Source organism: Streptomyces sp. NBC_01408 (genome assembly GCF_026340255.1).
Lineage (GTDB): Bacteria > Actinomycetota > Actinomycetes > Streptomycetales > Streptomycetaceae > Streptomyces.
Genome location: NZ_JAPEPJ010000001.1, coordinates 3,916,080 through 3,933,889, shown reverse-complemented (window position 1 = coordinate 3,933,889; position 17,810 = coordinate 3,916,080). Strand labels below are relative to the sequence as shown.

Genomic DNA, 17,810 nt, shown 5'->3' with positions numbered 1-17,810 from the left:
GCGGTACGGAAGAGCCTAGAACCACCACGCGCTGGTGGGGAGATCATTTCAGTCATTGACTTCGTGCGGTCACCGGCTGAAATGCAGTCGGTAAAGCAGTCGGCTGCGGATGCCCTGGAGGGCATCCGCAGCCGCTCCGCTCCGTCAGAGGTACTGACCGGTGTTTGCCACCGTGTCGATGGAGCGTCCGGTGTCCGCGCCCTGCTTTCCGGTGACGAGGGTGCGGATGAATACGATCCGCTCGCCCTTCTTTCCGGAGATCCGGGCCCAGTCGTCGGGGTTGGTGGTGTTGGGCAGGTCCTCGTTCTCCTTGAACTCGTCCACGCAAGCCTGGAGGAGGTGGGAGACGCGCAGACCCTTCTGGTTGTGCTCGAGGAAGGCCTTGATGGCCATCTTCTTCGCACGGTCCACGATGTTCTGGATCATCGCGCCCGAGTTGAAGTCCTTGAAGTAGAGGACTTCCTTGTCGCCGTTGGCGTACGTGACCTCAAGGAAGCGATTTTCCTCGGTTTCAGCGTACATCTGCTCGACGACGGTCTGGATCATGCTGTGGACGGTGCCGGGCCGCGAGTCCTGGTGCTCGGACAGGTCGTCCAGGTGCAGGGGCAGCGTGGCCTTCAGGTACTTCGCGAAGATGTCCTTCGCGGCCTCGGCGTCCGGACGCTCGATCTTGATCTTCACGTCGAGGCGGCCGGGCCGCAGGATGGCCGGGTCGATCATGTCCTCGCGGTTGGAGGCACCGATGACGATGACGTTCTCCAGGCCCTCCACGCCGTCGATCTCGGCGAGCAGCTGCGGGACGATGGTGTTCTCCACGTCCGAGCTGACACCGGATCCGCGGGTGCGGAAGAGCGACTCCATCTCGTCGAAGAAGACGATGACGGGGGTGCCCTCGCTGGCCTTCTCCCGAGCACGCTGGAAGACGAGGCGGATGTGCCGCTCGGTCTCGCCGACGTACTTGTTGAGGAGCTCGGGGCCCTTGATGTTCAGGAAGTACGACTTCCCCTGGGCCTGGCCGGTCACCTCGGCGACCTTCTTGGCAAGGGAGTTGGCGACGGCCTTGGCGATGAGCGTCTTGCCGCAGCCGGGCGGGCCGTAGAGCAGGATGCCCTTCGGGGGCCGCAGTTCGTGTTCCTTGAACAGGTCCGGGTAGAGGTACGGGAGCTCGACCGCGTCGCGGATCAGCTCGATCTGGTCGCCCAGGCCGCCGATCTTGTCGTAGTCGATGTCGGGGACCTCTTCGAGGACGAGGTCCTCGACCTCGCTCTTGGGGACGACCTCGTAGACGTAGCCGGAGCGGGGTTCGAGCAGCAGGGCGTCGCCGGGGCGGATGGTGATGTCCAGGAGCGGCTCGGCGAGCCTCACCACCCTTTCCTCGTCGGTGTGCCCGACCACCAGGGCGCGCTCGCCGTCCTCCAGGATCTCCTTGAGGGTGACGATGTCCCCGGCCCGCTCGTATTCCATGGCCTCGACCACGTTGAGGGCCTCGTTGAGCATGACCTCCTGGCCGCGCCGGAGGTCTTCCGGGTCGACGCTGGGGCTGACGTTCACGCGGAGCTTTCGGCCTCCGGTGAAGATGTCGACGGTGCCGTCCTCGTTTGCCTGCAGGAAGACACCGAAACCGGCCGGCGGCTGTGCGAGCCGGTCGACTTCTTCCTTGAGGGCCACGATCTGGTCGCGGGCCTCACGGAGGGTATTCGCCAGTCGTTCGTTCTGAGCGGAGACGCCTGCGAGATTTGTCTGCAGCTCGACGATCCGCTCTTCGAGAATCCTCGTGTGTCGCGGAGAGTCGGCGAGCTTACGTCGCAGGACGGCGATTTCCTGCTCGAGATAGGCAACCTGGCCGGCGGGGTCCTCAGACCCTCGCCCGGGCCGGATGCCGCGGTTGATGTCGTCGTCGTGGGCTGCCACGGTCCTCACCTCCTCCAAGGGGAGCTGGACGCTTCCTGACCCTACCTGGGCTGGTGGTGATTGAAACCCCTAGATCACAAAGACGGTAGGGGTGTGTCCGATCTTCACCCTTGCGTACTCCCTCACGCCAAGGAAATACCCACCCATCAAACTCGGGAAGCGGCCGGTTGTAAGGTCGAAGCGTTCAACACCCGTCAGGGCTCGTGCGACTTGCTGCGAGTTGTGACTGGGATGGATCACTCAGAGCAGGAAACGGCAGGAGATATGACCGTGCAGCAGGAGGCTCCGACGGGCGGTGCGGGCGAGGCCGGCGAGCCGCTCGAGGTGTGGATCGATCAGGACCTCTGCACCGGGGACGGGATCTGCGTGCAGTACGCGCCAGAGGTGTTCGAGCTGGACATCGATGGTCTGGCGTACGTGAAGAGCGCGGACGACGAGCTCCTCCAGGACGCGGGGGCGAGCACTCCGGTTCCGCTGCCGCTGCTCCAGGACGTGGTCGATTCGGCCAAGGAATGTCCGGGGGACTGCATCCACGTGAGGCGTGTTTCGGACAGGGTGGAAGTCTTCGGTCCCGACGCGGAGTGACGTCTCAAACACTCCTGGCGGCTGAGTCCGTCAGCTCCTGGCGGAATTTTCCGCCGCTCCAGCGCCACTTGGCGAGCTGTTTCGTGTCGGGGCTGTAGCGGGGCACCTCGGGCGAGGAGTAGCCGAGGAGGTCGGCGGTGACGATTCCGTCGCGCACGGTGAGGTCGGTCGCGGTCTGCCTCCGGGCAGCTTCGAGCAGTGTCGCGACGACTCTGGGGCGGGCGTCCTGGCCCCGGTCCCGCGTGAGGACGTAGATCGCGTGGGGCGGGGTCCCGGAGCCGGCGTCGCAGCGGACCGCGGCCACCGTCTCGGGGCGGCCGTCGCCGTCGAGGTCTCCCTGGGCGGTGGCGGTGACCTTCTGGGGGGCGCCCTTGCAGTCCAGGGGGTAGGTGACCCCGGCCGCGTCGGGAGCGGCGGGAGCGTCCGCCGCGGCGGCCTGGGGGCCGTTCGGGGCCGGTTCCCCGGCGGGCGTGCCGGTGGCCGGCTGGACGAGTCCCGCGGCGGCTATGACGGCGGCCATGGCGGTGGCCGTGGCGAGCCAGTGGAGGGGCCTGGTGCTGCTGTGTGCCAGGTCTTCCCGTACCGGGGCCGGCTCGGCGGTGCTGTGCGGCACGCGGGGTGTCTCCTGTGTGAAGGGTGACGGGGAGCCAGCATCGTGCCACACCTCACACAGAGGTGGAACGGGCGGGTCCGGGTGAGGGGGCCCGGTGGGCTTCCGGGCGGCGGCGGGAGCCGGTCGTCAGGACAACGAAAAGGCGCTGTGGCGCAGTTCCCGGGTCTTCGGGGGAACTGCGCCACAGCGCCGATGTGTTGGGGCCGCGGGTCAGCCGCGGTCGCCCGTACGGTCGCCGGAGCCGCCGGACTGGCTGCCGGGACCGTCGTAGTCCTCGCCGTACGCGCCCTTGGCGGGGCGGCGGCGGCGCATGGGGGGCTCGACGCCGTCCGCGAGGCGGCGGGCGGTGACGAGGAAGCCGGTGTGGCCGATCATCCGGTGGTCCGGGCGGACGGCCAGGCCCTCGACGTGCCAGTTGCGGATCATCGATTCCCAGGGCTGCGGTTCGGCGTAGCAGCCGAACTCGCGGATGGACTCGACGGTGCGCGAGAGCTGCGTGGTGGTGGCCACGTAGCAGCAGAGGATGCCGCCGGGGACGAGCGCCTTGGAGACGGCCTCGAGGCACTCCCAGGGGGCGAGCATGTCGAGGATGACGCGGTCGACGTCGGTGTCGGACAGGTTGTCCTGGAGGTCGCCCACGGTCAGCTGCCACGCCGGGTGCGGGCCGCCGAAGTACCGCTCGACGTTGGCCGTGGCGATCTCGGCGAAGTCCGCGCGGCGCTCGTAGCTGTGGAGCATGCCCTGGTCGCCGATGGCGCGCAGCAGGAAGCTGCTCAGGGAGCCGGAGCCCACACCTGCTTCCACGACGCGGGCGCCGGGGAAGATGTCGGCGAAGGCCAGGATCTGGCCCGCGTCCTTGGGGTAGACCACGGCGGCGCCGCGGGGCATGGACAGGACATAGTCGGGGAGCAGGGGACGCAGCGCGAGATATGCGACGTTGCCCGTGGTACGGACAACGCTGCCCTCGGGGGCACCGATCAGCTCGTCGTGCGGGAAGGAACCCTTGTGGGTGTGGAAATTCTTCCCGGCTTCGAGCGTGAACGTGTAGTGGCGGCCCTTGGGGTCGGTGAGCTGAACCTGGTCCCCGACCTCGAAGGGCCCGCGTCGGCGGGCGGCACCGGTCGGTTCGGACATGTGACCAGTGTATTGGCTTCAGGACTGGGGCCGCGCCATGGCCTTCACGAAGGCCTTCTCGACGTCGAGGGTGGACAGGACGCCGTAGATCTCGCCGCCGGGTTCGAGGACGAGGTACTCGGTGGCGGGGTGGGTGCGCAGGTGGTCGAGGAGTGCCTCGCCGGTGAGTTCCGCTGAAACCTTCATGCCGCCGGTGAGGTCCTGGGCGAGGGTGCTGACGGCGATCCAGGGGCGGCGGTGTTCGGGGACGGAGGCGATGGCGCTCTCGCGGACGATGGCGACGGGGTCGCCGTTGCCGTCGACGACGACGAGGGCGCGGGCTCCGGCCTCGTTGGCGCGGCGCAGCGCTTCGGAGAGGGGGGTGGCGTTCTCGACGGGGATGGCGCGGCGGGTGAGGGTGCGGGCGCGCAGTTCGGGGAGGTGTTCGCGCAGCCGGGCCAGGCGCAGGCTGTTGCCGGCGCCGGTCCAGATGATGGCGGCGAGGATCGCGGCGAGCAGTGCGTCCAGGACGGTGTCCATGCCGGACCGCTCGATGTCCCCGCTGGGGCCGACGACTCCGGTGTGGGTGAGCAGGGGCAGGCCGAGGAGGACGGCGACGGCGAGGGCGCGGCCGATCCAGGCGGCGGCGACGGTGCCGGTCATGGGTTTGCCGGTGATGCCCCAGATGACGGCGCGGAGCATGCGGCCGCCGTCGAGGGGGAGGCCGGGGAGGAGGTTGAAGGCGGCGACGAGCAGGTTGGAGATCATCAGGCCGGCGAGCAGGACGCCGGGGACGGTCGCCGGGTCGACGGCCTTCATGCCGAGGTAGAAGGCTCCGGCGAGGGCGAGGGAGAGGAGGGGGCCGACGAAGGCGAGGACGAACTCGCGGCCGGGGGTCTCGGATTCCTTCTCGATCTCGGAGACGCCGCCGAAGAACTGGAGCTGGATGCGGCGCACGGGGAGTTTGAAGCGGAGGGCGGCGACGGTGTGGGCGAGCTCGTGGACCAGGACGGAGGCGTAGAAGGCCACGGCGAAGAAGAGGGAGACGAGGTAGCGGACGGGTCCGAGGTCGGGCAGGACCCGGTCGAGCTGGTCGCCGAAGACCCAGGTGATGAGGGCGGCGACGAGGAACCAGCTGGGCGAGACGTAGACGGGCACGCCGAAGGGGCGGCCCATGAGGAGTCCGCCGCCCGGTCCGGAGCGCCGGCCTCCGCGCTCGCCGGTTTCGTCGGTGTCTGCCACGGCTGTCCTTCGTTCGGTGCGTGTCCGGCGGGTCTGGTCCGCCGGCGGTTCTGGTGCGGTTCGGGTCCGCGTGGTTCTGCTGCGGGTCCGGTTCCAGTGTGGTTCCAGTGTGGTTCCGGCTGCGCCGTAGCGCGGTGTGATGCACTGATCATGCAGTGCGAGGGTGCCCGGCGTCGATGGTATGTGTGCGCTGTCGGTCGTGGGCCGTAGGGTTTTGTCCATGACGACGAGCCCGGGTGCTGTGCCCAGTGAAGCCGATGACGATGCGGTGCCGAGTGCGGTGCGGCCCACTTCGCTGTCCCCTTCGCGGGCGAGTGACTTCATGCAGTGCCCGCTGCTGTACCGGTTCCGGGTGATCGACAAGCTGCCGGAGAAGCCGAGTGCGGCGGCGACGCGCGGGACGCTGGTGCACGCGGTGCTGGAGCGGCTCTTCGACCATCCGGCTCCGGAGCGGACGGCGCCGCGGGCGAAGGCGTTGGTCCCGGGGCAGTGGGACCGGCTGCTGGAGGCGAAGCCGGAGCTGGGCGAGCTGTTCCCGGAGGGTGACGAGGGAGCGGGCCTGGCGCGGTGGCTGACCGAGGCCGAGGCGCTGGTGGAGCGCTGGTTCACGCTGGAGGACCCGACGCGGCTGGAGCCGGTGGAGCGGGAGTTCTTCGTGGAGACGGAGCTGGAGTCGGGGCTGCGGCTGCGCGGGATCATCGACCGGGTGGACGTGGCGCCGACGGGTGAGGTGCGGATCGTCGACTACAAGACGGGCAAGGCGCCTCGGCCGGAGTACGCCGAGGGCGCTCTGTTCCAGATGAAGTTCTACGCGCTGGTGGTGTGGCGGCTGAAGCAGGTCGTGCCGCGGCGGTTGCAGCTGGTGTACCTGGGCAGTGGGGACGTGCTGACGTACGACCCGGTGATCGCGGATCTGGAGCGGGTTGAGCGCAAGCTGCTGGCGCTGTGGGAGGCGATCCGGGAGGCGACGGAGACGGGCGAGTGGCGGCCGCGGCCGACGAAGCTGTGCGGCTGGTGCGATCACCAGTCGGTCTGCCCCGAGTTCGGCGGGACTCCCCCGGTCTACCCTCTGGTGATCTCCCCCGGCTACCGCCGGGAGGTGCCCCCGGCGCGTGCGGAGGCGGAGGCCGCGTCCGCGCCCCCTGAGGGCGGGGCGGCGCTCCCGGCGGATTCCTGATCGTCGGGCCAGGGCAGAATGGGCGGGGTCCGCCGAAGCCGTCCGACGAATACGAGGTAGACCCCGTGGCCATCCGCGTCCTGCTGGTCGACGACCAGCCACTGCTGCGCACCGGCTTCCGGATGATCCTGGAGGCCGAGGGGGACCTGGCGGTGGTCGGCGAGGCCGGGGACGGCCTCCAGGCGCTGGACCAGGTCCGGGCGTTGCAGCCCGATGTGGTGCTGATGGACATCCGGATGCCGCGCATGGACGGGGTCGAGGCGACGCGGCAGATCACCGGCCCGGGCCGGGACGGTCCGGCGAAGGTGCTGGTGCTGACCACCTTCGACCTGGACGAGTACGTGGTCGAGGCGCTGCGCGCGGGGGCGAGCGGGTTCCTGCTGAAGGACGCGCCCGCCAATGAGCTGGTGCAGGCGATCCGGGTGGTCGCGGCGGGCGAGGCGATGCTCGCGCCGAGCATCACGCGGCGGCTGCTGGACAAGTACGCCGGTCATCTGCCGTCGGGTGAGGACAGTGTCCCGGACGCGCTGGGGACGCTGACCGAGCGCGAGGTGGAGGTGCTGAAGCTGGTGGCGCGGGGGCTGTCGAACGCGGAGATCGCGGCGGACCTGTTCGTGAGCGAGACGACGGTCAAGACGCATGTGGGGCACGTGCTGACGAAGCTGGCCCTGCGCGACCGGGTCCAGGCGGCGGTGTACGCGTACGAGAGCGGCCTGGTCCGTCCGGGCGCTCCGCAGTAGCCCCGCCGGTTCCGGCAGCCCCCTGCTGTACCGGCAGCCTCTGCTGTACCGGCAGCCCCCGCGTGTGCCAGCAGCCCCGGCCGTTGTCCGGCCGGGGCTGCTGAGGCACATCGGGCCCTGAGGGATCAGCCCTTGCTGATCTCCCAGAAGCGGAACACCGTCGAGGCGTCCAGGGACCACTGGAGGCCGGTGACGTTCGGGCGGGTGACCGCGTACTGCTTGCCCTGCCAGAGCGGGAGGATCGGGACCTCGTCGGCGACGATCTCCTGGAGGCGGACGTAGTCGGCGTTCGCGGCCGAGCGGTCGGACTTCGCGGAGGTCGACGGGATGATGGTCCCGCTGATCTCCTTGTTGTCGTAGTTGTTGCGCAGGACGTTGTCCGGGCCGAAGAACGGCTGGGTGAAGTTGTCGGCGTCGGGGTAGTCCGGCACCCAGCCCTTCACGTAGACGCCGTACTTGCCGTCCTGGATGTCCTTCTCGTACTGCTCGAACTCGACGGACTTGACGTCGGCTTCGAAGAGGCCGCTGTCGTTGAGCTGCTTGGCGATGAGCTGGAATTCCTGGTCCGTGGACGGGCCGTAGCGCGTGGGCGTCGAGTACAGGGTGATCTTCACCTTGTCCTTGATGTTGGCCGCGCGCAGGACGGCCTTCGCCTTCTCGGGCTGCGGGCTGCCGCCGTAGCGGTCGAAGAAGGGCGTGGTGTGCCCCGCGATGCCGGCCGGGACGATGGAGTAGAGCGAGGTCGCGGTGCCGTCGTACACGTCCTTGACCAGGGCTTCGCGGTCCACGAGGTAGGCGATGGCCTTGCGGATCGGCAGCTTGCCGGCGACCGGGTCGTTCATGTTGAAGACGAGGTGCTCGACCTCGGCTCCGGTGCCCTGGACGACCTCGACCTTCTGGTTGCCGGTCTTGTCGGCGAGGCCGGCGATGTCCTTGGCCGCGAGGCCGCGGAAGGCGAAGTCGACGTCGCCGCTTTCGAGGACCTTCTTGAGGGCGGCCTGGTCCTCGTTGAAGAACTTCATGGTGACGCCGGTGTTCTTCGGCTTGGCCCGGCCGGTGTAGGAGCTGTTCACCGAGAAGTTGGCGCTCTTCTCGCTGATGGAGTCCAGCTTGTAGACGCCGGAGCCGAAGGCCTTGCCGTCGGTGCGGAGCTTGTCCGCCGGGTACTCGGTGTGGTCGACGATGGAGCCGGCGCCCGATGCGATCTTGCTCGGGAAGGTCGCGTCGGAGGTCTTCAGGCGGAAGATGACCGTCTTGTCGTCCGGCGCGTCGATCCCGGCGATCGAGGACAGCATCACGGCGGGGCCGTTGTCGTCGTTGATCTTCAGGGTGCGCTCGAAGGAGTGCTTGACGTCCTTCGAGGTGAGGGCGTTGCCGTTGCTGAACTTCAGGCCGCTGCGCAGCGTGCACTTGTACAGCTTGCTGTCGGCGCCTTCGAAGGCGCAGGCCTGCGCGGCGTCGGGTTCGGGGGTGGTGCCGCCCTTGGGGAAGCTCAACAGCGACTGGAAGACGTTGTTGAAGAGCAGCCAGGAACCCGGGTCGTAGCCCGACGCGGGGTCGGTGGCCTTCACCTTGTCGGATATCCCCATGACCACGCCCTTGCCGCTGCCGGCGTTGGAGCCATCGGTCGAACCGCAACCGCTGAGCAGCGCGGCGGCGGTGGCTGCGCCGAGCGGGGCCGCCAGCCACTGGTTACGTCGAATCACGCGAACGTCCTTCACAGTCTCACTCGATCGTTGCGCCGGCCTGCGACACCCGCCGCCGGATACTGCCGGTCTCAGCCGCTGACACCTCGGCCGAGTTCCCACAGCTGGAGGTCGGAGATGGCGTTGACGGACCACTCCACTCCGGTGATTCCGTCGCGTGCGGCGACGTACTGCTTGCCCTGCCACAGGGGCAGGACGGGTACGTCCTCGGCGACGATGTCCTGCATTTCCGTGATCGCGGGGACGGCGACGTTACGGTCGACCGCCCGCCGGGATTCGGGGATGAGCCTGCTGCGCACCGCGTTGTTGGCGTACGGCGTGCCCAGGAAGTTGTCCTGCTCCAGGAACGGGGCGAGGAAGTTGTCGGCGTCCGGGTAGTCGGGGAACCAGCCCAGCCCGTAGGCGGCGTAGTCGCCCTTCTTCTGGGCGGGCCGGAAGTCGGCCCAGTCGCTGCCCTGGACGGTGATGTCGAACAGCTGGGTGGAGTTCAGCTGGGTCTTGAGGGCTTCGAACTCCACGGCCGTGCCGTCGCCGTAGTGGTCCTTCGTGTAGTGGAGGGTCAGCTTGACCGGGGTCTTGATCCCGGCGTCCTTCAGCAGGGTGGCGGCCTTGGCGGTGTTGGCCTCGCCGTACTTGTTGAAGAAGGAGTTGACGTGGCCGTTCACGGAGGCGGGGACCAGCGAGTACAGCGGCTGCGCGGACTTTCCGTAGACCTTGGAGATGAGCGCGTTGCGGTCGACGGCGGCGGCGAGGGCCTGGCGTACGGCCTTGTCCTTGACCACGGGGGCGTCGGTATTGAAGCCGATGTAGCGGATCTCCAGGCCGGGCATCGGGACCAGTTTGACGCCCTTGGGCGGCTTGGCGGAGAGCTCGGTGATCTGGGCGGGCGACAGGGTGCGGGAGACCATGTGGATGGACCCGTCGGTGAGTGCCTTGCCCATGGCCGCGGAGTCGGCGAAGGTGCGCAGTTCGACCTTGTCGTTCTGGACCTTCAGGTCGCCCTGGTAGTGGGGGTTCTTGCTGAAGACGGCGCGGACGAGCTGGTTGTCCTTGACCTCTGCCTTCATCGTGTACGGCCCGGAGCCGTCCACGGAGAAGCCCTCGCGGAGCTTCTTGGCTTCGTAGTTCTTCTCGCTGACGATGCCGGCGGCGGGGGTGGACAGCTTGGAGGGGAAGGTCGCGTCCGGGGTCTTCAGGTGGAAGACGACGGTGTCGGCGCCCTTGACCTCGACGGTGTCGAGGGTGGAGAGGAGCGAGGAGGGGCCGTTCTCGTCCTTGATGGCGCGGATGCGGTCGATGGAGAACTTGACGTCCTTCGCGGTGAGCGGGTCGCCGCTCGCGAACTTCAGCCCGGGGCGCAGGGTGCAGCGGTAACTCTCGTTGCCCGCGTCGGTGAAGCGGCAGTCGGAGGCCGCTTCGGGGACGGGCTGGCCGCCGCCGCGCGGGGTGTGCATCAGCGTCTGGACGGTCTGGCGCAGGACGTTCCAGGCGCCGGCGTCGTAGGCGTAGGCCGGGTCGAAGGGGGCGGGAGCGTAGTCGGCGGCCTCGAACCGGTCGGTGGTCCCGACGACGATCGCTCCGGATCCTGCTCCTCCACCGCTCGCGCTGCCGCATGCGGTCAGCGCGGGGGCGAGCAGTCCGGCCGCGGCCGTCAGCACCATGGTCTTGCGGTTCATGCTGGAAGTACTCCCTGTAACCGGCACTTGCTCAAAGCGGCGTAAAGGGCACTTCGCGGCGGTCGCCCGTTCGGGGCGGAACGATCGGGCCGGTGTTGTGACGATCGGTCCACGCGGTTCCGGCACAGGGGTGTGTGTCCGGTACGGCTGAGGTGCGGCGAAGTGCCCGCGTCGACACTAGTGGCCCGGGGCGGGATGGCTGGAACTGGCCGGACTTGGGGCGTAATCGCACGGTGATGGGTGCGGACTGGCTGTCTATCCGGAGGTCACCGGATATTCGGTCAGGAGCTGATCAATCCGGACACAAGGGAAGCGGATGGGGTCGCCGGACAGGTCCGTCGGGGGTTTGACGGGTGACGAAGGTCACCTGGGATGGCCGCCAGGAAGAGGATGGAATTTCAGCCTCCGGTGCAGTTGGCGGAAGATCCTTCCGTCGGACCTCGATCCGGCAGCCGATCCGTTCGGCACGGAGCGTGTACGGGGGGTTCCGTTACGTATCGGTGCCTGTCAGCGCGTGTGGGCGCCTGTGGGCATGTCTGGGTGGTTCGGTACGTGCGGGTGCGGTGCGGCTCAGTTCATCGAGGCGATGAGGGAGCGCAGGAACGGCAGGTCCACGTCCTCCAGGGAGCGGACGATCGTGCGTCCCGGGGCCGGCGTGATCAGACCGACCGAGGGGACGGCCACGACCCGGCAGCCGGCGGCCTCGGCGGCCGCCACGCCGGTGGCGGTGTCCTCGATGACCGCGCAGCGCGAGGGGTGGGCGCCGAGGGTGCGGGCGGCGAGCAGGTACGGGTCGGGGTGCGGCTTGGTACGGGTCACCTCGTCCCCCGCTACCGTCATCGTGAAGCGGTCCCGGCCGAGGGTGAGCAGGACCTGGTCGATGACCCGGCGGTGGGAGGCGGACACCAGGGCGGTGGGCACGTTGTGCCGGGCGAGCTCGGACAGCAGCCGCTCGGCTCCGGGCATGAGCGGCACTTGGTCGGCGATCCGCGCCTCGAAGCGCTCGTTGAGCAGGACGCTCAGCTCGCCGACGCTGATGGCCGCGCCGGTGGCCTCGATGAGGAAGGCGGCGCTGCGGCTCATGGGGCCGCCGACGACGATGTCCCGCCAGGACTCCTCCAGCCGGTGGCCGAGCTCGGCGAAGATCTCCGCCTCGATCTCCCACCAGAATCCCTCGGTGTCGACGAGGGTGCCGTCCATGTCGAGGAGCACCGCCTGCAGGGCGTGTCCGTCAGCCGTGCGGGTGACGGGCGCGGGAACGGTGCTGGTCATGCGGCACACCTCTCAGAGGGGACGAGAAGGCCGGTCGCCCGCTCCCAGAGGGTGTCCCCCCGGGAACAGGTGACCGGCCTGTATGGGACCGACAAGTGTACGTCGGTCCGCCTCAGCGTGCGTTGAAATACTTCGCTTCGGGGTGGTGAATCACGATGGCGTCGGTCGACTGCTCCGGGTGGAGCTGGAACTCCTCCGAGAGGTGGACGCCGATCCGCTCCGGCTGGAGGAGGTCGGCGATCTTCGCGCGGTCCTCCAGGTCGGGGCAGGCGCCGTAGCCGAGGGAGAACCGGGCGCCGCGGTACTTGAGGTCGAACATGTCCTCGACCTGGGCCGGGTCCTCGCCGCCGAAGCCGAGCTCGGCACGGACGCGGGCGTGCCAGTACTCGGCCATGGCCTCGGCGAGCTGGACGGACAGGCCGTGCAGCTCCAGGTACTCGCGGTAGGAGTCGGACTCGAAGAGCTTGGCCGTGGCCTCGCCGATCTTCGAGCCGACGGTGACGACCTGGAGGCCCACCACGTCGGTCTCGCCGGACTCCTCGGGGCGGAAGAAGTCCGCGAGGCACAGGCGGCGGCCGCGGCGCTGGCGCGGGAAGGTGAAGCGGGTCCGCTCGTTGCCCTGTTCGTCCAGGATGATCAGGTCCTCGCCCTTGGACACGCAGGGGAAGTACCCGTAGACGACGGCGGCTTCGAGGAGGTTCTCGGTGTGCAGCTTGTCGAGGAGGCCGCGCAGTCGCGGCCTGCCCTCGGTCTCGACGAGCTCCTCGTACGTCGCCCCGCCCGCGCGGGCCTGCTTGAGGCCCCACTGGCCCTTGAACAGGGCGCCCTCGTCCAGCCAGGAGGCGTAGTCCTTGAGCGGGATGCCCTTGACCACGCGGGTGCCCCAGAACGGCGGGGTGGGGACCGGGTTGTCGACGGAGACGTCGGACCGGCCGCCGGGCTCCTCCGGCTCCTCCGCCTGAGGGGCGGGCGTGTCCCGCTTGGCGACGCGGCGCTGCTTGAGCTCGGGCAGGGCCGCGCCCGGGACGCCGCGCTTGACGGCGATGAGGGCGTCCATGAGGCGCAGGCCCTCGAAGGCGTCGCGGGCGTAGCGGACCTCGCCCTCGTAGATCTCGTGGAGGTCCTGCTCGACGTAGGCGCGGGTGAGGGCGGCGCCGCCGAGGATCACCGGGTAGTCGGCGGCCAGCTTGCGCTGGTTGAGCTCCTCCAGGTTCTCCTTCATGATCACGGTCGACTTCACGAGGAGGCCGGACATCCCGATGACGTCGGCCTTGTTCTCCACCGCGGCTTCGAGGATCGCGGAGACCGGCTGCTTGATGCCGATGTTCACGACGTTGTACCCGTTGTTGGACAGGATGATGTCGACGAGGTTCTTGCCGATGTCGTGGACGTCGCCGCGGACGGTGGCGAGCACGATGGTGCCCTTGCCCTCGGCGTCGGACTTCTCCATGTGGGGTTCGAGGTAGGCGACGGCGGTCTTCATGACCTCGGCCGACTGGAGGACGAAGGGGAGCTGCATCTGGCCGGAGCCGAAGAGCTCGCCGACGACCTTCATGCCCTCCAGGAGGGTCTCGTTGACGATGTCGAGAGCGGGGCGGGCCTGGAGGGCCTCGTCGAGGTCGGTCTCCAGGCCGTTCTTCTCGCCGTCGATGATGCGGCGCTGGAGCCGCTCGTCCAGCGGCAGGGCGAGGAGTTCCTCGGCGCGGCCGGCCTTGAGGGACTTGGTGTTGACGCCCTCGAAGAGGGCCATCAGCTTCTGCAGCGGGTCGTAGCCCTCGGCGCGCCGGTCGTAGATGAGGTCCAGGGCGGTGCCGACCTGCTCCTCGTCGAACCGGGCGATCGGCAGGATCTTCGAGGCGTGGACGATGGCCGAGTCCAGTCCGGCCTTGACGCACTCGTCGAGGAAGACGGAGTTGAGCAGCACGCGGGCGGCCGGGTTGAGGCCGAAGGAGATGTTGGACAGGCCCAGCGTGGTCTGGACGTCCGGGCGGCGGCGCTTGAGCTCGCGGATGGCCTCGATGGTGGCGATGCCGTCCTTGCGGGACTCCTCCTGGCCGGTGCAGATGGTGAAGGTGAGGGTGTCGATCAGGATGTCCGACTCGCGGATGCCCCAGTTCCCGCTCAGGTCGTCGATCAGGCGTTCGGCGATGGCGACCTTGTGCTCGACGGTGCGGGCCTGGCCCTCCTCGTCGATGGTCAGCGCGATGAGCGCGGCGCCGTGCTCCTGGGCCAGCTGGGTGACCTTCGCGAAGCGGGACTCCGGGCCGTCGCCGTCCTCGTAGTTGACGGAGTTGATGACGGCGCGGCCGCCGAGCTTCTCCAGGCCCGCCCTGATGACGGGGACCTCGGTGGAGTCGAGGACGATCGGGAGCGTCGAGGCGGTCGCGAAGCGGCCGGCGAGCTCCTCCATGTCGGCGACGCCGTCGCGGCCCACGTAGTCCACGCACAGGTCGAGCATGTGCGCGCCCTCGCGGATCTGGTCGCGCGCCATCTCCACGCAGTCGTCCCAGCGCGCTTCGAGCATGGCGTCGCGGAACTTCTTGGAGCCGTTGGCGTTGGTCCGCTCGCCGATCGCCATGTACGAGGTGTCCTGGCGGAAGGGCACGGTCTGGTAGAGCGAGGCGGCGCCGGGCTCGGGCCGCGGGTCGCGGGCGGTGACGGCCGCGCCGCGGACCCGCTCCACGACCTGGCGCAGGTGCTCGGGGGTCGTACCGCAGCAGCCGCCGACCAGGGAGAGCCCGTAGTCGCGGACGAAGGTCTCCTGGGCGTCGGCCAGCTCGGGGGCGCTCAGCGGGTAGTGGGCGCCGGCCTTGGTCAGGACGGGCAGGCCCGCGTTGGGCATGCAGGACAGCGGGATGCGGGAGTTGCGCGCCAGGTAGCGCAGGTGCTCGCTCATCTCGGCGGGGCCGGTCGCGCAGTTCAGCCCGATCATGTCGATGCCCAGCGGCTCCAGCGCGGTCAGCGCCGCGCCGATCTCCGAGCCGAGCAGCATGGTGCCGGTGGTCTCGACGGTGACGGAGCAGATGAGGGGGACGGAGACGCCGAGCGCCTCCATGGCGCGGCGGGCACCGATGATGGAGGACTTGGTCTGCAGGAGGTCCTGGGTGGTCTCGACGAGCAGCGCGTCGGCGCCGCCGGAGATCAGGCCCTCGGCGTTGACCTGGTAGGCGTCGCGGATCTGCGCGTAGGTGATGTGGCCGAGCGTGGGCAGCTTCGTGCCGGGGCCCATCGAGCCGAGGACCCAGCGCTGCTGTCCGGTGGAGGCGGTGAAGGCGTCGGCGACCTCGCGGGCGATGCGGGCTCCGGACTCCGACAGCTCGAAGTTGCGGTCGGCGATGTCGTACTCGGCGAGGGCGGCGTAGTTCGCCCCGAAGGTGTTGGTCTCGACGCAGTCCACGCCCACGGAGAAGTAGGCCTCGTGCACCGTGCGGACGATGTCCGGACGGGTGACGTTGAGCACCTCGTTGCAGCCTTCGAGCTGCTGGAAGTCCTCGAGGGTGGGGTCTTGCTCCTGGAGCATGGTTCCCATGGCACCGTCGGCCACGACCACTCGGGTGGCCAGCGCCTCTCGGAGGGCGTCGGCCCGGGTCTGGGTGTCAGCGGGCGGGTTCGGCAACGAGGCCATGGTTGTGCTCCCTGGGATGCGACGGCTGTCGGCTTTGCACCCCCTCTGTGTCAAGGGTGCACGCGGTCAGGGTAACCGCGCGGCAACGGACCCGGTGGGGCTGTCCCACGTGGCGGACTGCATTCTGTGCGCGGGAGTCCACATGGGCTACGGGGTGTTCGTCGCCCGGGAATCGCCCGACCATGCACAAGGTCGGCATCGACCGATAGTGTTCAGCATTGTCGAACTACGTCAGCAGGAGGCTGCGCGATGGCACGGAACATCCAGTCGCTCGAACGAGCCGCTGCGATGCTGCGGCTCCTGGCCGGCGGGGAGCGCCGGCTGGGCCTCTCGGACGTGGCCTCGTCCCTGGGCCTGGCCAAGGGCACGGCGCACGGGATCCTGCGCACCCTGCAGGCCGAGGGCTTCGTGGAGCAGGACCCCGCCTCGGGCCGCTACCAGCTGGGCGCGGAGCTGCTGCGCCTGGGCAACAGCTACCTCGACGTCCACGAGCTGCGCGCCCGCGCCCTGGTGTGGACGGACGACCTGGCCCGGGCCAGCGGCGAGAGCGTCTACGTGGGGGTCCTCCACAAGAGCGGGGTGCTGATCATGCACCACGTGTTCCGGCCCGACGACAGCCGCCAGGTGCTGGAGGTGGGGGCCATGCAGCCGCTGCACTCCACGGCCCTGGGCAAGGTGCTGTCGGCCTACGACCCGGTCGCGCACACCCAGGCCGTGGAGGTGGACCGGGACTCCTTCACGGCCCGCACGGTCACCGACGGCAAGGGCTTCGAGGAGATCCTGGACCTGACCCGGGCGCGCGGCTGGGCCTCCGACGTGGAGGAGACCTGGGAGGGCATCGCCTCGGTGGCCGCGCCCATCCACGACCGGCGCAGGATGCCCGTGGGGGCGGTCGCGGTCGCGGGGGCCGTGGAGCGGGTCTGCACGGAGTCCGGCGAGCCCCGGGCGGCACTGGTGGCCTCCGTACGGGACTGCGCGCGGTCGGTTTCACGCGACCTCGGTGCGGGCCGGTTCTGAGCTTGACCTGAGCCATCCGATCCACCCAGCGGCCATCTCTTGGGCCACTTGGGTGGATTTTGTCATTTCCCGATCATCAAGTGGCTTGTTTTGGTCGATCCAACCGAGTGGTAACGATCCGGTTCTTTGACCTGGTCGACTCTTGACGCGTTCTTCACCTAGGCGGAAAACTGCCGTTCATCGGTCGGCATTGTCGAACACCTACCGGCAATACGCGTTAGGGTATGACGAGGCCAAGGACCGGTGCAGCACTCACCGAGTGCGTGGACCACCGGAGGGACCCGGTGTCCGCCCACCCCTGGACGTAAGACAAAGGAGTCGCGGGTGTCCAGCTCCGACATCTTCATCGGCGAGACCATCGGTACCGCCGTCCTCATCCTCCTCGGCGCCGGCGTGGTAGCCGCAGTCGTGCTCAAGCGCTCGAAGGCGCAGAACGCCGGCTGGCTGGCGATCACCTTCGGGTGGGGCTTCGCGGTCATGACCGCCGTCTACATGACCGGCACCCTGTCCGGCGCCCACCTCAACCCCGCCGTCACGGTCGGTATCGCGATCAAGGACAGCGACTGGAGCAACGTTCCGGTCTACGTCGCCGGCCAGCTGCTCGGCGCCATGATCGGTGCCGCGCTCGCCTGGGTGGCGTACTACGGACAGTTCCAGGCCCACCTCACCGATCCGGAGATCGTCGCCGCCAAGTCCGAGCACGCGGGCATGGTCGACCAGAAGACGGAGCCGAACGCCGGCCCGGTGCTCGGCGTCTTCTCCACCGGCCCCGAGATCCGGAACGTGTGGCAGAACCTCGCCACCGAGATCATCGGCACCGTGGTCCTGGTGCTCGCGGTACTCGCCTTCGGCCTCAACGACGAGGGCAAGGGCCTCGGCACCCTCGGCGGTCTGATCGTCGCCCTGACCGTGGTCAGCATCGGCCTCTCGCTCGGCGGCCCGACCGGCTACGCCATCAACCCGGCGCGCGATCTGGGTCCGCGCATCGTCCACGCACTGCTTCCGCTGCCGAACAAGGGCGGCTCCGACTGGGGGTACGCCTGGATCCCCGTCGTAGGCCCGCTGATCGGCGGCGCCCTCGCCGCGGGTATCTACAACCTCGCGTTCGTCTAAGTCGTTCGCCCACCGGACTT

13 protein-coding genes are annotated in these 17,810 nt (G+C 69.0%); 5 read left to right on the top strand and 8 right to left on the bottom strand.

Annotated features, from left to right (window positions below; all coding sequences use genetic code 11):
* Positions 1-144: 144 nt before the first annotated feature.
* Positions 145-1,911, bottom strand: a complete 1,767-nt coding sequence (gene arc / locus OG447_RS17870; RefSeq protein WP_266937711.1) for a proteasome ATPase — start codon at positions 1,909-1,911, stop codon at positions 145-147.
* A gap of 264 nt (positions 1,912-2,175) precedes the next feature.
* Between arc and OG447_RS17865 the strand changes: the two genes are divergently transcribed.
* On the top strand, positions 2,176-2,496 hold the full coding sequence (locus tag OG447_RS17865; RefSeq protein ID WP_266937709.1) for a ferredoxin: 321 nt from the start codon (positions 2,176-2,178) through the stop codon (positions 2,494-2,496).
* A 4-nt stretch (positions 2,497-2,500) separates the two neighbouring features.
* On the opposite strand, the gene OG447_RS17860 is transcribed toward OG447_RS17865, so the two are convergent.
* The 3 genes from OG447_RS17860 to OG447_RS17850 all read right to left on the bottom strand — a co-directional run bounded on the left by OG447_RS17860 (position 2,501) and on the right by OG447_RS17850 (position 5,398).
* Positions 2,501-3,016 carry a hypothetical protein gene (locus tag OG447_RS17860; RefSeq protein ID WP_266938929.1) on the bottom strand — a complete coding sequence of 172 codons (516 nt, stop codon included), beginning with the start codon at positions 3,014-3,016 and terminating at the stop codon, positions 2,501-2,503.
* Positions 3,017-3,319: 303 nt separating this feature from the next.
* Positions 3,320-4,243, bottom strand: coding sequence for a tRNA (adenine-N1)-methyltransferase (locus OG447_RS17855; protein WP_266937708.1), 924 nt, complete (start codon positions 4,241-4,243; stop codon positions 3,320-3,322).
* Positions 4,244-4,261: 18 nt separating this feature from the next.
* Positions 4,262-5,398: a site-2 protease family protein gene (locus tag OG447_RS17850; RefSeq protein WP_266938928.1), complete on the bottom strand. Its 1,137-nt coding sequence runs from the start codon at positions 5,396-5,398 to the stop codon at positions 4,262-4,264.
* A gap of 286 nt (positions 5,399-5,684) precedes the next feature.
* Between OG447_RS17850 and OG447_RS17845 the strand changes: the two genes are divergently transcribed.
* Entirely contained in the window at positions 5,685-6,641 is a 957-nt protein-coding gene (locus tag OG447_RS17845) for a RecB family exonuclease (protein WP_266937706.1), read from the top strand.
* Positions 6,642-6,706: 65 nt separating this feature from the next.
* The gene (locus OG447_RS17840; protein WP_266937704.1) at positions 6,707-7,381 is read left to right on the top strand and encodes a response regulator transcription factor; all 675 of its coding nucleotides are present in this window, start codon (positions 6,707-6,709) and stop codon (positions 7,379-7,381) included.
* Positions 7,382-7,506: 125 nt separating this feature from the next.
* Here OG447_RS17840 and OG447_RS17835 read toward each other — a convergent pair whose 3' ends face one another.
* The 4 genes from OG447_RS17835 to metH all read right to left on the bottom strand — a co-directional run bounded on the left by OG447_RS17835 (position 7,507) and on the right by metH (position 15,660).
* Positions 7,507-9,087, bottom strand: a complete 1,581-nt coding sequence (locus OG447_RS17835) for an ABC transporter substrate-binding protein (RefSeq protein WP_266937702.1) — start codon at positions 9,085-9,087, stop codon at positions 7,507-7,509.
* Between the two features lie 71 nt (positions 9,088-9,158).
* Positions 9,159-10,763, bottom strand: a complete 1,605-nt coding sequence (locus OG447_RS17830; protein WP_266937700.1) for an ABC transporter substrate-binding protein — start codon at positions 10,761-10,763, stop codon at positions 9,159-9,161.
* Between the two features lie 570 nt (positions 10,764-11,333).
* Positions 11,334-12,035, bottom strand: coding sequence for an HAD family phosphatase (locus tag OG447_RS17825; protein WP_266937698.1), 702 nt, complete (start codon positions 12,033-12,035; stop codon positions 11,334-11,336).
* Positions 12,036-12,147: 112 nt separating this feature from the next.
* Complete coding sequence (gene metH, locus OG447_RS17820) at positions 12,148-15,660, bottom strand: methionine synthase (protein WP_266937697.1); 3,513 nt, start codon at positions 15,658-15,660, stop codon at positions 12,148-12,150.
* 249 nt (positions 15,661-15,909) lie between these two features.
* On the opposite strand from metH, the gene OG447_RS17815 reads away from it, so the two are divergent.
* Together OG447_RS17815 and OG447_RS17810 are read left to right on the top strand one after the other, a co-directional pair.
* A complete protein-coding gene (locus tag OG447_RS17815) occupies positions 15,910-16,677 on the top strand; it encodes an IclR family transcriptional regulator (protein WP_266937695.1) in 768 nt (255 codons plus the stop codon).
* Positions 16,678-17,001: 324 nt separating this feature from the next.
* A complete protein-coding gene (locus OG447_RS17810) occupies positions 17,002-17,790 on the top strand; it encodes an MIP/aquaporin family protein (protein WP_266937693.1) in 789 nt (262 codons plus the stop codon).
* Positions 17,791-17,810: the final 20 nt, after the last annotated feature.

What these genes read in the sequence shown, in the direction of transcription:
- OG447_RS17855 (WP_266937708.1), bottom strand. Translation starts at nt 4,243, where the DNA reads ATGTCCGAACCGACCGGTGCCGCCCGCCGACGCGGGCCCTTCGAGGTC.
- OG447_RS17850 (WP_266938928.1), bottom strand. Translation starts at nt 5,398, where the DNA reads ATGGGCCGCCCCTTCGGCGTGCCCGTCTACGTCTCGCCCAGCTGGTTC.
- OG447_RS17815 (WP_266937695.1), top strand. Translation starts at nt 15,910, where the DNA reads ATGGCACGGAACATCCAGTCGCTCGAACGAGCCGCTGCGATGCTGCGG.
- OG447_RS17865 (WP_266937709.1), top strand. Translation starts at nt 2,176, where the DNA reads ATGACCGTGCAGCAGGAGGCTCCGACGGGCGGTGCGGGCGAGGCCGGC.
- OG447_RS17825 (WP_266937698.1), bottom strand. Translation starts at nt 12,035, where the DNA reads ATGACCAGCACCGTTCCCGCGCCCGTCACCCGCACGGCTGACGGACAC.
- OG447_RS17830 (WP_266937700.1), bottom strand. Translation starts at nt 10,763, where the DNA reads ATGAACCGCAAGACCATGGTGCTGACGGCCGCGGCCGGACTGCTCGCC.
- OG447_RS17860 (WP_266938929.1), bottom strand. Translation starts at nt 3,016, where the DNA reads ATGGCCGCCGTCATAGCCGCCGCGGGACTCGTCCAGCCGGCCACCGGC.
- OG447_RS17845 (WP_266937706.1), top strand. Translation starts at nt 5,685, where the DNA reads ATGACGACGAGCCCGGGTGCTGTGCCCAGTGAAGCCGATGACGATGCG.
- metH (WP_266937697.1), bottom strand. Translation starts at nt 15,660, where the DNA reads ATGGCCTCGTTGCCGAACCCGCCCGCTGACACCCAGACCCGGGCCGAC.